At 61.4% G+C, this 14,638-nt stretch carries 6 protein-coding genes and 1 CRISPR repeat array; all 6 genes read right to left on the reverse strand.

Going from position 1 to position 14,638, the window contains the following annotated elements; all coding sequences use genetic code 11:
* Positions 1-39 precede the first annotated feature (39 nt).
* Positions 40-5,771: direct repeats of the CRISPR family, unit length 28 nt; unit sequence TTTCTGAGCTGCCTATGCGGCAGTGAAC.
* 138 nt (positions 5,772-5,909) lie between these two features.
* The 6 genes from cas6f to cas1f are packed head-to-tail and all read right to left on the reverse strand — an operon-like array spanning position 5,910 to position 14,620.
* On the reverse strand, positions 5,910-6,485 hold the full coding sequence (gene cas6f, locus OX89_RS06860; protein WP_047350052.1) for a type I-F CRISPR-associated endoribonuclease Cas6/Csy4: 576 nt from the start codon (positions 6,483-6,485) through the stop codon (positions 5,910-5,912).
* A 13-nt stretch (positions 6,486-6,498) separates the two neighbouring features.
* The gene (gene csy3, locus OX89_RS06865; protein WP_011803945.1) at positions 6,499-7,524 is read right to left on the reverse strand and encodes a type I-F CRISPR-associated protein Csy3; all 1,026 of its coding nucleotides are present in this window, start codon (positions 7,522-7,524) and stop codon (positions 6,499-6,501) included.
* A gap of 56 nt (positions 7,525-7,580) precedes the next feature.
* Positions 7,581-8,663 (reverse strand): type I-F CRISPR-associated protein Csy2, encoded by a 1,083-nt coding sequence (csy2, locus tag OX89_RS06870; RefSeq protein WP_047350053.1) that lies wholly within the window; start codon positions 8,661-8,663, stop codon positions 7,581-7,583.
* Entirely contained in the window at positions 8,660-10,012 is a 1,353-nt protein-coding gene (gene csy1 / locus OX89_RS06875; RefSeq protein WP_047350054.1) for a type I-F CRISPR-associated protein Csy1, read from the reverse strand. The genes csy2 and csy1 overlap by 4 nt, the downstream gene beginning before the upstream one ends.
* Positions 10,013-10,067: 55 nt before the next feature.
* Positions 10,068-13,619 (reverse strand): type I-F CRISPR-associated helicase Cas3f, encoded by a 3,552-nt coding sequence (gene cas3f / locus OX89_RS06880; RefSeq protein WP_047350055.1) that lies wholly within the window; start codon positions 13,617-13,619, stop codon positions 10,068-10,070.
* Complete coding sequence (cas1f, locus tag OX89_RS06885) at positions 13,616-14,620, reverse strand: type I-F CRISPR-associated endonuclease Cas1f (protein ID WP_047350056.1); 1,005 nt, start codon at positions 14,618-14,620, stop codon at positions 13,616-13,618. Before cas1f ends, cas3f begins: the two co-directional genes overlap by 4 nt.
* Between the last annotated feature and the right edge of the window lie 18 nt (positions 14,621-14,638).

Below are 14,638 nucleotides of genomic sequence, written 5' to 3' on the forward strand. Positions count from 1 at the left end.
CAGGTTTGAGGCTCAGAGGTGTCTAGAAAACCCGGGGCGATTCAGAGCTGCCTATGCGGCAGTGAACGCCGACCCCGTAACCGTTGAGGCTGTCGCCAATTTCTGAGCTGCCTATGCGGCAGTGAACATGCCCAGTGGTGATGGGCAGCGACGTGCGCTTTTCTGAGCTGCCTATGCGGCAGTGAACGTCTTCAATGGTCTGCTGCAGTTCGCGCATCATTTCTGAGCTGCCTATGCGGCAGTGAACCTGGGCCACGTGGCCGTGGTGCTGGCGTGCCTTTTCTGAGCTGCCTATGCGGCAGTGAACTCGGGTGAGTGCAGGCCGGCGGCGCGCGGCACTTTCTGAGCTGCCTATGCGGCAGTGAACTGTTGGCGGTCGGCAACCGAGCGGCGAACACGTTTCTGAGCTGCCTATGCGGCAGTGAACCGCTTCGGCTTCGACGGCCCCGGCATGCTGCATTTCTGAGCTGCCTATGCGGCAGTGAACCTGCACGCAGCGATTCAGCGGTTCCACGATTTTTTCTGAGCTGCCTATGCGGCAGTGAACGCCATCGCCGTAGCTGGTAAGCAGGTGCACATTTTCTGAGCTGCCTATGCGGCAGTGAACGTTGTGGATTCACGGACTCCCTCTCTACCTTATTTCTGAGCTGCCTATGCGGCAGTGAACCGCCATAGGCTATTGACCTCAAACTAGCCAAATTTCTGAGCTGCCTATGCGGCAGTGAACACCACCCGTCAGCAGCGGCAGCGTCATCGTGTTTTCTGAGCTGCCTATGCGGCAGTGAACATGCCACGATCGAGAGCGACGATGGCGGCTTTTTTCTGAGCTGCCTATGCGGCAGTGAACTCGTTGCCCTTGAAGTTCACGCATTCAACAAATTTCTGAGCTGCCTATGCGGCAGTGAACATGTGCGATGGCACAAACCCGGTGGTATGCGGTTTCTGAGCTGCCTATGCGGCAGTGAACGCGATGCCGCTGCGAATGTCCGCCTTGCTTACTTTCTGAGCTGCCTATGCGGCAGTGAACGGGCAGGTGGGTGTGCAGCAGTTCGGCGCACTTTTCTGAGCTGCCTATGCGGCAGTGAACCGTTCTGCTCCCCTGGCGCTGCCTGGGTGGTTTTTCTGAGCTGCCTATGCGGCAGTGAACGCGAGAAAGCAACCATCGCCAGCTCTGGTATTTTTCTGAGCTGCCTATGCGGCAGTGAACGGCCGTTGGTAGGTTTCCCGATAGCTTTGAAATTTCTGAGCTGCCTATGCGGCAGTGAACGTCAGGCCTGGGCGCGTCCGGGCCGCCAGCGTTTTCTGAGCTGCCTATGCGGCAGTGAACTCTTCACACATGTTCATCCTCCCGTTTCGCCATTTCTGAGCTGCCTATGCGGCAGTGAACGCCAACTCCACGATGGTGCCCACCGCCTACCATTTCTGAGCTGCCTATGCGGCAGTGAACGATGGCCGCCTGAACCCGGAGTGGGTCGAATGTTTCTGAGCTGCCTATGCGGCAGTGAACTTCATGGTCGGCCTCTGTCACATGCGCCAATCTTTCTGAGCTGCCTATGCGGCAGTGAACGGGCAGGATATGGTGAAGGTTGGCCCGGACATTTTCTGAGCTGCCTATGCGGCAGTGAACTCGCTCGGCGCTGCGCTTGTGGTGTCATTCATTTTCTGAGCTGCCTATGCGGCAGTGAACGCGATAGAGGGCGCGCGTCCAGCGGAACTTGCGTTTCTGAGCTGCCTATGCGGCAGTGAACCTACGCCACCGCCCATCGCATCCGCACGGGAATTTCTGAGCTGCCTATGCGGCAGTGAACAATGCCTGCTCGATTTCTGCCTTGGCTTCCATTTTCTGAGCTGCCTATGCGGCAGTGAACGTCGAATGCGTCGAGGCATGGACTGAGGCCCATTTCTGAGCTGCCTATGCGGCAGTGAACGGGCCTTCCAACAACCCACAATGCCGGCGATTTTTCTGAGCTGCCTATGCGGCAGTGAACACCCCTACGTGGATTACGTGGAGCGCCATGTTTTTCTGAGCTGCCTATGCGGCAGTGAACTACTGATGGAGGGCGGGGACTTGCCCGTGTATTTTCTGAGCTGCCTATGCGGCAGTGAACGTGGGCATCAAGCGCATGGCTGGCTTCCAGCATTTCTGAGCTGCCTATGCGGCAGTGAACGTGGGCAAACCCCTGTGAAGGGGCGAGGGATTTTTCTGAGCTGCCTATGCGGCAGTGAACCCGGAGGAATGCAGCCAGCACGGCGCTTTTCATTTCTGAGCTGCCTATGCGGCAGTGAACCTGACTAGGCCTTCACTGCATCAACGTTCCTTTTTCTGAGCTGCCTATGCGGCAGTGAACGAAGTCGATCACATCGTGCCGCTCAGATCAAATTTCTGAGCTGCCTATGCGGCAGTGAACTCGATCAAGGCCGACACCGCCGAGCTGCTGGATTTCTGAGCTGCCTATGCGGCAGTGAACGTGCAGCAGGGCGAACTGGCTCAGCCGCTGGCTTTCTGAGCTGCCTATGCGGCAGTGAACCTGGATCAGAACGCGGCGCAATGGCCGTACCTTTTCTGAGCTGCCTATGCGGCAGTGAACTCCTGCGCCTCCTGCGGTGGCGCTTCCTGGGTTTTCTGAGCTGCCTATGCGGCAGTGAACTTCTCTCCCCTGCGCTTCGATGTGGAATGGCTTTTCTGAGCTGCCTATGCGGCAGTGAACGCGCCGGCAGGGCCTGCTGCAGCTTCGGGCTTTTTCTGAGCTGCCTATGCGGCAGTGAACCCAGCTCATCCCTCGTAGTCGCCGATGCCAGCTTTCTGAGCTGCCTATGCGGCAGTGAACGGGACGACGCGCAGATCGGCTCCAGCGGGTACTTTCTGAGCTGCCTATGCGGCAGTGAACCAGAGGCGTCACCTCAAACCATTGGCCTCGATTTTCTGAGCTGCCTATGCGGCAGTGAACCAGCCCGAACGGAATGCCGGTCATATCTTCGCTTTCTGAGCTGCCTATGCGGCAGTGAACGGAAAGGTGGCTGCCATCCAGATGCGCAGCAATTTCTGAGCTGCCTATGCGGCAGTGAACTCTTCCGGCCAGTCAAGACAACACCTCTTTGATTTCTGAGCTGCCTATGCGGCAGTGAACGATGCCGATGGCCTTGAGGCGCTGCAGCAGACTTTCTGAGCTGCCTATGCGGCAGTGAACAAGGTGCGCGCGAACCCGAGCGGCGGCACGAATTTCTGAGCTGCCTATGCGGCAGTGAACGTGCAGCTGCGATCTTTTCGCACACATCCTGCTTTCTGAGCTGCCTATGCGGCAGTGAACAGCTACGTCTATGGGCGCGATCCCGTTGCGATTTTCTGAGCTGCCTATGCGGCAGTGAACTCTTCCACCAGATTTCCGGTGCGGCGCTCGTATTTCTGAGCTGCCTATGCGGCAGTGAACTTCGACTCATACCGCATTGACTACGTGGCCAATTTCTGAGCTGCCTATGCGGCAGTGAACGTGCGCTGGTTGCGCTGGTTTACGTGTTGGCTGTTTCTGAGCTGCCTATGCGGCAGTGAACTTTTGGCCACCTGTGGTGGAATTTTTTGTGATTTTCTGAGCTGCCTATGCGGCAGTGAACGCACCGCCCAGGCGGCACCTGGCACCTATGAATTTCTGAGCTGCCTATGCGGCAGTGAACCCACTGACCTACCGCTACCCGCGCACTTCCATTTTCTGAGCTGCCTATGCGGCAGTGAACGGCTGCGAGTACCACTCGACACGGGTTGCTGATTTCTGAGCTGCCTATGCGGCAGTGAACGCTTCTGCGAACGGCCCGCCATCCGTTCTCCGGTTTCTGAGCTGCCTATGCGGCAGTGAACTTCTCGCGGCAGGACATTGCCGCCTCGCAGGATTTCTGAGCTGCCTATGCGGCAGTGAACGCAAGGGCTGGCTGATTTGGTGGATGCTGGCATTTCTGAGCTGCCTATGCGGCAGTGAACCAGATCAACCCACTGGCGCCCAAGCAGCCAAATTTCTGAGCTGCCTATGCGGCAGTGAACGGCGAATTGCGCTACTTCGCGGCCCAATGGGTTTTCTGAGCTGCCTATGCGGCAGTGAACACCACATAGCCGCCATAGCCGCCCATGCCGCTTTTCTGAGCTGCCTATGCGGCAGTGAACAGCACAGCAATTCCGCTGGCGCTGTACCTCTATTTCTGAGCTGCCTATGCGGCAGTGAACATGCACTCAATGCCATCGTCCAGCGCTGATGCTTTCTGAGCTGCCTATGCGGCAGTGAACGCCGGGCCGATGGCGGCGATGACCTGGCGGATTTTCTGAGCTGCCTATGCGGCAGTGAACGAAGCGGCCATATTCTGCGCTGAACTCGGCCTTTTCTGAGCTGCCTATGCGGCAGTGAACGCGTCTTTGAGATTGATGCGGCACTTGGCCATTTTCTGAGCTGCCTATGCGGCAGTGAACGGGTTGTCGCGCCAGTTGATCTCGCACGTCCATTTCTGAGCTGCCTATGCGGCAGTGAACAAAAGATCGCAGCTGCACGTCGCGCATACCAATTTCTGAGCTGCCTATGCGGCAGTGAACGATGCACATCGCGGCACGGGTGTGCTTGCCCATTTCTGAGCTGCCTATGCGGCAGTGAACCTCGCGGATGCGCGTCATCTGCTCGCCGTAGATTTTCTGAGCTGCCTATGCGGCAGTGAACCCTTCTTGAATCTTGATGAACGTTTCGGCCAATTTCTGAGCTGCCTATGCGGCAGTGAACCATTAAACGCAAGCTCCCCCATCTCAATGCAGTTTCTGAGCTGCCTATGCGGCAGTGAACAACACCCCGGCAGGCGGGCGCTCAGACTGCGTTTTCTGAGCTGCCTATGCGGCAGTGAACCAGCCCAGACGAGACCATCAGCGCAGCCTTGTTTTCTGAGCTGCCTATGCGGCAGTGAACGCGCACTGGCGGGGATACACCGACGACGGGAATTTCTGAGCTGCCTATGCGGCAGTGAACATCAAGCGCACCTTGCGCAAACCGCCCACCGATTTCTGAGCTGCCTATGCGGCAGTGAACCCCTGGTGGCATTCCTTGCACAGCGCCACGGCTTTCTGAGCTGCCTATGCGGCAGTGAACGTGAGCTGGCCGCCATTGAGGCATTTCGCACCTTTCTGAGCTGCCTATGCGGCAGTGAACGGCATCCGTGACCACTACAAGGCCAAGCTCAATTTCTGAGCTGCCTATGCGGCAGTGAACATGCGCAAGTGCGGCTTTGACGTGAGCGATATTTTCTGAGCTGCCTATGCGGCAGTGAACCACCTTACGGTGTAGTTTGAGCCCCGGATCGTTTTCTGAGCTGCCTATGCGGCAGTGAACGCTTCAAGCCGGCATCGCTGCGCCAATCAGCCTTTCTGAGCTGCCTATGCGGCAGTGAACGGTGGTCGAGGGGTGTAAGAGGCCGCTGCCGTTTTCTGAGCTGCCTATGCGGCAGTGAACTGCCGGGGCCATGAGATAGCAGTCCTGCCGCTTTTCTGAGCTGCCTATGCGGCAGTGAACTCGGGTCTGTCCCGTGGATCGTGACGCCGACCTTTCTGAGCTGCCTATGCGGCAGTGAACCCCTTCAAACTTCGGACATATCGCGCACCTCATTTCTGAGCTGCCTATGCGGCAGTGAACGGAAGCACACGCCTTCGTATGGGACTGCCCATTTTCTGAGCTGCCTATGCGGCAGTGAACGATTAGTTTTTTCGTCTTTGGATGGCCGGGGATTTCTGAGCTGCCTATGCGGCAGTGAACTGGACCCTATCCCACCCAACCTTCTGTTTTTAAAGAACATTCCCCCATAAAGCCAGAACACCCCAATTCCTAGGGTGCTCCGTAAGTGCTTGATTCACAAGGCCCTGCCATGGCCCCTGAAAAAAGGGTCAAACAGGCTCAAAACCAAGGCACGGTCGCGTCATGCCCCAGGCCATAGGCGTTGAAGGCCCCGGCCACAGGCAGCGGTTGCAGTGGGCCATGCTCCACGCACAAGCAAAACGACTGACCAGTGCTGCTGCTGCGCAGTTGCACAAACGGCAAGTCAGGTCGGCGCTCTACCGTGTCGGGGATAGCAGCTGCGGCCTGCTCGGCGGTTTCGCCCTTGCGCTGCATGCGGCGGCGGCGTAGGCGGTCTGCGTTGGTCTTGAACTGGCGGCGTCGCACGGTGCGGTGCTGTGCGTTGGCGGGCACTGGCAGCAGCTCGCCCACCTGCGTGTGGTCGCGCATGCCCTTGAGCCAGTCTTCCTCCATCAGGCGCTGCAGCGCCTCGGGCGTGCCGTGCAGGCGCAGCACCGCGCCCAGGGTGCGCTTTGTCAGCGGCTGGCTCACGTGCTGCGGGTAGCTCACGCCAATGTCGGTGGTCTGCCCCTGCACCAGGGCACGGTGCAGCTTGGCTACCAGCGCGCCCAGCAGGTGCGCGTGGCTGAACTCCGGGTCGGGCAGCAGGGTGATGTTGATGTAGTGCGTGGTCATGGCGCCTCGCCCATCAGCTGGCGTCGCCAAATACGCCGCCACGGATCAGCACTGCCATCACAAAGTGCTGCTGCTCTACGGGCGGCACCTGGTCTTTCAACAGCCAGTTGTCCAGCAGGGTGTAGAAGTCCAGCTTTTGCTTGGGCTGGCGGTAGGCCTTGCCTTGGGTGGTCACGGAGCCGTAGGGCTCCACCGCGATGGGGCCCAGTTCTTCAGCGCCTTCATACCAGGTATCGATGGTGCGGATGGCGTTGCCGATCTTTTGCGAGTGGATGGCGGCCACGCCGTCCACGTGGTACAGCGTCTTGCTCTTGCCAGCACTGTCCTTGTCCAGAATCAGCTCTTGCGATGGGAACACCTCTTGCCCCGCACCCTGGCGCACAAAGGCCGTGATACGCAGCAGCACATGCTGTGATCCGGCCAGCCCGGCAGCCATCGCCTGGCCTAGCTCGTCGAGGCCTTTTGCTTCTGTATTGATAGCGCCTACCGCCCGTGTATTAAGCGCCAGGGCATCAAAAGACCATATCTGCGCAGCCTGCCCGTTCTGCATCTGCTCCACCGTCACTTCGACTTGCTCGGCCCCGGCGCGGTTGCGCCACAAGAAGCGGCCATTGGCCAGGTTGGCCGCGTAGCGCCGGGCCAGCTCGCCAAAGCCGTGCTGCTGCACATAGCCCTGCACCGTAGCCAGCAGCTTGGCTTGGTAGGCCGCGCTGTTGCACGCCGATGGCGTGCCCGCGCCTCCCAGCACGCGCAGCGTGAACTGCACTTTGAGCGTGTCAGCCTCAGCGGGCAGGGCGGCCACGTCCACGGTTTGCAGGTTGGGGTTCTCGATGGCGGCGTCCAGCTTGGCGGGGTCTTGGTCCTTGGCCTTGAGGCGGTTGCTGATGGTGCCGCGCACAGACTTTTCACGGACAGTGACGGGCTGCCACGCGTGCGACTGTGCGCGGTCGTCCCAGCGGCCTGCATGGAACACGGCGTCGGATGGGTCCAGCTTGCGTTCAAAGGCCAGGACGGATGCGGTAGTGAGTTTGTCGGTCATGGTGTCAATCTTTCAAAAATAGGGGTGTTGAATGCGAAAGGGCAGGCACGCGGGGCTCAGGTGTATGCATAGGCCTCGTCGTCGTCCCATTCGTCCAGCGTTTCGGTGGTGGGGTTGCCGTCTGCGCCAGCGCCCTCCGCCTTGGCGGGTTGGTAGCCATTGCGGCAGCGGTACAGACCCTGTGCTTCGTCGGCTTCGGCGCGCCACAGCAACTGGGCCAGATGCGTCAAACGGTGTGGGCTGATCCACTCGCCCAAGGCGTAGACCGATTCCACAAACCGCATCGGCACCGTGGCATCGCGCGCATTGCGCACGGTGCCGGGGGCGTGGTTAGGTGTCAGCGCCGCATAGCCCACGGGGATGGGCACCACCCAGCCGCTGCCTTTGCGGCGCTGTGGGTCTGCCCACTTCACCTGCCCATCGGGCGCAGGGGCTCCGCCGTCAGGTACGACCGGCGCGTAGTTGAAGCGGGCCGCATGCAGCCAGGCGTCCAGCAGCGTGGCGTCAGGCTGGGTGGTGCGCAGCGCTTGCAGGCGCACAGCCAACAGGTCATCCCGCTCCACCAAGGCAAAGCCCGGCAGCCACTGCCGCCGCCATTGGCGGAACTCCTTCTCTGCCGCCACAGGGTCTTCGGGCACAACGGCCATCCAGGGCCGCACGCGCTTGCCTGGCACCGGGCGCGATGGCAGCACGCTGCCCCCCGCCACGCGCATGCCCGCCAGGATGTGGCCCGTTTGCGCAGCCCATTCGTCCAGCTGTGCCTGGTTGCTTTGCAACAGCGCTGCAGGGGTGCCGGGCGTGCGCTTTTCTGACACGGCCAGCACCAGCGTGATCTGCAGGTGCATGCGGCCTTCTTCCACGATGGCGGCGGTGCTGCCGTCTTTGTCCACCGGGTTGCGCGTGAGGTTGAAGTTGCGCACATAGCCCTGCGTGACCTGCTCCTGATGGTGGTGGCACACCACGCCCACGCCCTGCAGTTGCAGGGGCACACCGGCCTGGGCCAGCTTCCGCTGCAGCGCCCACATCACGCCTGTGAAGGCGGTGATGGATGGGAAGCCGTGCGTGAGCGGGCTGCCAATGGCGTTGGCGTTTTGAATGCGCAGGTGGGGCAGTACGAGGATGGCTTGGGGTTGCTTCATGGCATGACCTCCGTCGCTGTGCGGTCAAGCCGCTGGCGCAGTGTGCGCAGTTGCTGCTGAAAACCGTCCTCGTCGGTCAGCAACTCCTTCTGCCATGCACGGGCTTCCGCATCGCCCAAGGGCAGCTTGCCGCGCAGCTGCGCGTTGAGCCAGTTGGCAAAGCGCTGACCCACGACGGCAGGCCAGTCCATCTGCAGCCACTCGCGGGCAAAGTCGGCTTCATCGGGTTTTTCGGCACGCAACGGGTCCAGCCACAGTTGCTCGCTGCGGTGCAGATCCGCAAAGCGCTCGTCATCCCAGCTCCAGCCCGGAGGCAGGATCTGTTGCAACTCGGCAGCCAAGGACACCAGCTCGTCCACCAACGCGTCGAGCAGTTCCTCGCGCCGCTCACGCGTGGCCAAGTTGGCGTCGGGGTTGGACTCCAAAAACACCCGCAGCGCCCGCACCGTGCGGCGCACCTCGGGCCGTGCGATGAACAGCCGGTCAAACACCGAAGTGGCATGCGCCGGCATCCGCACCGCACTGGCTTGCCACTGCGGCGGCAGCGACGACAGCAGGTAGTTCATGCCCCGCCGTTCGCTGTTGAGCTGGCTGATGTTTTGTGGCTTGGTGCCCCCCATGTTCTGCACGGCCAGGCCGGGGTAGTCGTGGAATACGCCGTCATGCATCTTGCGCTCGCGCCGCGCCTGGCGGGCGGCCTTGTTGGCCTCGCCAAAGCGGTCTTCCTGCACCTGGGCATGCACCGCATGTGCGAGCGATGTGGCGTACAGCGGGGCCAGCAGGGTGTAGTGCGTGTCGTCGCTGGCGTCGGGGCCTGTTAGCCAGTAGATCTGCTTGCTCAACGTGTTGGCCGACACCGCTGTGCACTTGGGCTCTAGTAGTTGAATGCACAGAGCTGCAGCGTTGTCTAGTTGCGCAGAAGAGTTCACAGCCTCAGTCGCGTCTGGATCTTCAAGTCGCAACAGATCAATAAGTTTCTGCCCCTCAACGCGACATTCCAGCAGCAGATACAGCTCGTATGCAGCGGAGTTGTAGGAGCCATTGCCAGTCGTGTCGTGTAACCCATCTCGCTTCGATAGAACGTGTGAACCGACAACGTCCACCATTGGCAGGCTTGAAAAATCGACGGCAAGGTTTGTCGTCTTCTTTACGGGCAAGTCGGGGTGTACGCCTTTTGCGATGTGGCTCGCTACGGCGATTTGCTCAACAGTGCGAACTCCGCGTTCAAGTATGTGCACCAATTGGTACTTTTCTTGAGCTTCTATTCGGCGCTGCTTTGCAGCTGCGTCATCTTTGCCTTGCAGTTTTCTAAGAGCATGGGCGAGGCGATGCGCGACATGTTCGTGCATCGCTAAGCGTATTCGCTGACAGCGCTCGGTAGTTTCTCGGTGCGATTCCAAAGTGCTAGCCCTCCTTTCGATTGAAACCTAGTTGTTCGTGCCACTGCCAGCCCGCCTGCGATTCAGGCAGGCTGGCGGTGGCATAGCGTTCTGCACATTGCCCCAGCGACAAGCCCCGCGCATCTGCCAGTGCAGCCAGTTCCTCCATCAAGCCCAACTGCGGCCAGGGCGATACGCTGGGCGATACCAGTTGCGCTGCGGACACCGGGTGGCACAGGCTTTGGTGGATGGGTACGTACAGCTTGTCGTAGCGCCGCTCCCCGTCTTGCACGCGGTGTAGTTGTAGCGTTTCTTCCTCTTCGTCTGGCAGCAGGGCTACGTCATCGCGGGGCTGTGGGTCGTAGCGAAAGCGTTGGAACTGCGGCAGCAGGCCGGTAAGCCACAGCTGACCGGGGTGCGCCCAATGCAGGAAGGCCGCGCGCTCCGGAGCGGTGGTGTATTTGCTGGCTGCGGAGCGTTGCAACATGGCATCTCGCATGCGCTCGTGCTCCAGGTCGGCCCAATGGCGGCGGGGGTGGTATTGCACGGTGGCCACTTCAATGCGCGGTTGGGCATCCACCGCCCACGGTGTGTCGTCTTTGACCATGCGCGTCATTAATTGGCGCAGGCTATGGCTGTGCAGGTAGAAGTTCTGTGCAGCGTCGCTCGACCCCGGTGGCTGTGGGTCCATCTCAAAGCCTGGTTTGCAAAACGCCGCTTTCCCCTTGTGCTCGTAGTTTCGCAAATTGCTGTCCAGCACCACCATGTTCACCCCGCCTATGGCCCCAGGCCGGTGCCGCCGCACGCGCCCCGCCAGCTGGATGAGCGAGCGCATGGACGAGGGTTCGACCACGGCCCAGTCGTAGTCGTGGTCGCGGCCCACTTCGGTCACGGGGCTGCCCAGCACGATGAAAAGGTGGTGGGGCTCGGGGTGGGCGTCGATGAGCGCACGCAGGGCGGGGCGTTGCAACGCGGCGTCGTGGCCGTCCTTGGCGCCGCGGCGGTTGAGCAGGGTGTCCAGCTGCTGTTCGATGGCCGAGCGCAGCAGCAGGGGGAACTGCGAGTGGTACACGCACAGGTGAATGCGAACCTTGCCGTGCAGTTCTGGTGGTAGTGCATCAGCCGCATACATGGCCAGTGCCACGTCGTACAGCGGAGCGATGTTGGCCATGCGGATGAGGCCCAGGCTCACGCACTTGCCGCTAGCGTCGGTGCCGTGGTTGTGGGGCTGCTGGTGCAGTTGCCAAGCTCGCTCCAGCACCAGGCGGGCAAAGTCTTTGCGGCGCTCGGCTTCTTGCATGCCGTGCCAGGTGTCGGGCAGGGGTGCAATCTGGGCTAAGCGGCGCACCTCGATCTGCTTGGCCTGTTGCAGTTGGGCTACGCGTTTGTGTACGTACTGCGTGTGCGCTGCGCGGAAAGCAGCACCGTCCGCACAGTCCTGCACGGTTAGGTTTTTGTGGAACTCATCGATCCACAGGCAGCAGATGTTCGCAGGCTCGCCGGGCCGTTCGCTGCGGTGCCGCTGGTACACGGCCCGCCCGGCGCGGTATGCCAGGAACAGCCCTTCCACCAGCGCGGGCGGCAGCGTGGCCGATGACAGCAGCACGCGGCTGCCCAGCAGGCCCGCCCAGTGCACCAGCCGGGTGAGGGCGGGAAGGTCGGCCATGTCAAAGTCGTCGGGCTCGTCCAGTACAAGGTCGCTGGTCAGCAGGCGCAGCATGGGCGCAATCTGGCGGCCACCGCGCAGGCTTTCGGTGGCGGGGGTGAGGTGGTCTACGGTGCACACCAGCAAGGGCGCGGCAATCAGCGCACGGGCTTTGGCGTCGTCGGTCAGGCGCTGGAGCAGCGGGTGCTGGTCGTTGCCCTCGTAGAGCACGGTGCCCGCTTCGTCCAGTAGCGCCTGGCTGGATGCGGAGCCGGTGGCTTCGGCCTGCTGTTCCCAGTATTCAAACAGCGCCCGGCTGGCCGCACCGCCGACCTGAATGGCCAGTTGCTCGTCGCTCAGTTGCAGGTCGTTCTGGAACACGCGCCCGGTTTGCAGCGTGAGTGTGCGCAGCCCCATGGCAAAGGCGCAGCGCAGGCCGGTGGCGGGGTCGGCCAGTGCGTTCATGACCCGGGCATTGCCCAATGTTTTGCCGCAGCCGGTGGAGGCCATGTTGACGATGAACGCGCCTTGCGGCACTGCGCGGGCGCGCACGCTGGCGGCCAGGTCGGCGGCCTTGTCTTGCCAGGCAAAGCGCGGGTCGGCGCTGCGTTTTTTGAGGGGCTTGTGGTTTTTGAGCGCGGGCAGGCTGTGCGTGAGGCTGGGCAGGGAGCGTGCCACTAGCGTGGCATGGGCTTGCACACCCAGCAGGTGCTCGTCCAGCGCTTGATTAAAAAATGGGCCCTGGCGCTTATCCGTAAAGCGCGAGCAGCTACTATTTTTATAGTGAATGCTGCAAGTGTTGGCGTAGAGCGGATAGCCTTGGCTGAGGTACGGGGCGCGAGCGGCGGCGTCGGTGAGGCTGGAATAGTGGTGGTCCGCCAGCATGAGGCACAGGCGCGCAATATGCATCGCAAAGGGGTCGTGTAGCACAGTGCCTTGCCCGGCGGTTTTCGACAGCTCCAGCAGTTTGCGTGCGTAGCGGGCGGCTTGCTTGCGCCAGGCGGGCTGGGTGACGGGCAGCCCGTGCGGGAAGTGCCAGTGGGCTTGCTCAGTGGAGGACCCGGTGCGCTCGCGTGGCTCGTTCCAGTCGGCGCTGATGCGCAGCAGTATGTCGTCCAAGACGTTTGAATTTAGGAAGCGGGGGCGCGCCCCAAAGCGGTGGTGAATGCGCCTTTCGTCTTCCGTGTCATGTGGATCTACGTCTTGTGACTTCTCTACCGGCAGGCAGGGCAGGCGATGGTGGGTGAACACCAGCCACGCCACCGCCTGGGCCAGCGGCGGTAGGCAGGCGAACGGCAAATGCTGCTTGGCTTGGGGCTCATCCAGCCCATCGCGCAGCAGCCGTCCGCCTGCATGGTCCAGCCACGTTGCCTCCAACGCCTGCGCATCGGTGTTCACGTCGGCATAGGCCGCCAGCCGTTTCAACCAGCCCGCGTCATCGTCCTGTCCCACAAAGGCCTGGAAGAGCCGTACCGAAACCCATTCATGGCGGTAGTGGTTGCGCTCGCGCAGACCGGGGTTTTTGAGCTTATCCTGAAACGCCTGCGTGGCCTTGCCAAGGTCGTGCAGCAGGGCAGCCAGCGCGGCCAGGGCGGTCATCTGGGGCAGGTGGTGCCAGGCGTTTTCATCGCCTGCGCGCAGCACGTTGCTGGCCGTGGTGTTGGTGGGCACCGCACCCTGGTCGTTGAATTGGCTGGCGTCGCCCACCACCCATAGCAACTCGCTGTGGTCACGCCCACGAATCCAATGGCAGGCCACTGCGGTGTTCTTGCGTGCGGTCTGGCGCAGCAGCTTGCGCACGGTGTCCAGCCCGGCTTGGGTGATGGGTGTTTGCCAGGTACGCTCGCCGCGCCGCTCCGCAAACTGATCGAGGATGCGGCGGGTTTCAGTCAATGCACGCTTGGTGCATTGCGCGACGAAGAGCACGTTCATGCATTTGGCTCCCGGACAGGAGGGGGCGCGTCGGCCAGCCGCGACGTCGTGCTGGCGATGTGTTTGAGTGTGTCGATGATGAAATCCAATGATTCGCTGCGCGTCAACGCCTCTATGCATTGGCGGCGGAACTGCTGTTCATCATCGCCCCGCATCGCCGACAGAAAGGCTTGCGGCAGGATGGCTGCATCCTTGATCAAGTCTGCTGCGTCGAATACCAGACCACCCCGTCGCGTCTTGCCGTGCAATACCGCCAGCCCGTGCGGCAGGCCCAACACCCAGGTCGCGGTAGCGCCCAGGCCATAGGCCAGATAGTTGCCATGGTCAAGGAAGCGGTTCGCAGCGTCGGTACCCGTTCCGCGTTTGGCCCGCGTGAATTCCCCGTAGCCCACGGCTTCCACGGCCAGCCTGAAGAGGGCCTTGGTCAAGCGTGCCTCGTCAGTCAGCAGCGCTGTCACATCAGGGGCGTTGCTGATCAGTGGAGTGAACTGCTGCACCAGGCTCTGCAAACGACCCAGATCGATGGAAAAGCCGGCTTCACGCAAAGAGCGGCTGTTCCATTCGGCCGCCAGCCGCTGCAGTCGCCAGGTCTGCAACTGCTTCGCGGCGTGCAGGCGCAGTTCCTCATCGAACCAGAACTTCACCCAGTACTGCAGGTATTCGGTGGGCCGGTATTCACTCTGCGGTGTGAGCCAAGCGACTTCTACGTCGACTTCATTGGCTGCGAAAAGTGGCGTACCGCCACCACCGCAGAAGCCCACCAGTACGCCTGCCTTCGCCAGTTCTCGCATGGCGGCCTGCGTGATCGAGGTGCCCGTCCCCAGCAAGATGCTCGTGGTGTTGGCAATGGGAATGTTCCAGTACAGGCTTCGCTTGCCCGTGTCGGTCACGTACTCGACGCGGCCGCCATTCACGAGCACCCGGCAGTGCTCCAGATAGTAGATATTGGCCCTCTGTGAATGCAGTATGGCCTTGAGGTCACCGGCGGCAATGTCTTCCATCAGGGCACAGTGTGCCCG

Source organism: Diaphorobacter sp. J5-51 (assembly GCF_001023515.1).
Taxonomy (GTDB): domain Bacteria; phylum Pseudomonadota; class Gammaproteobacteria; order Burkholderiales; family Burkholderiaceae_C; genus Diaphorobacter; species Diaphorobacter nitroreducens.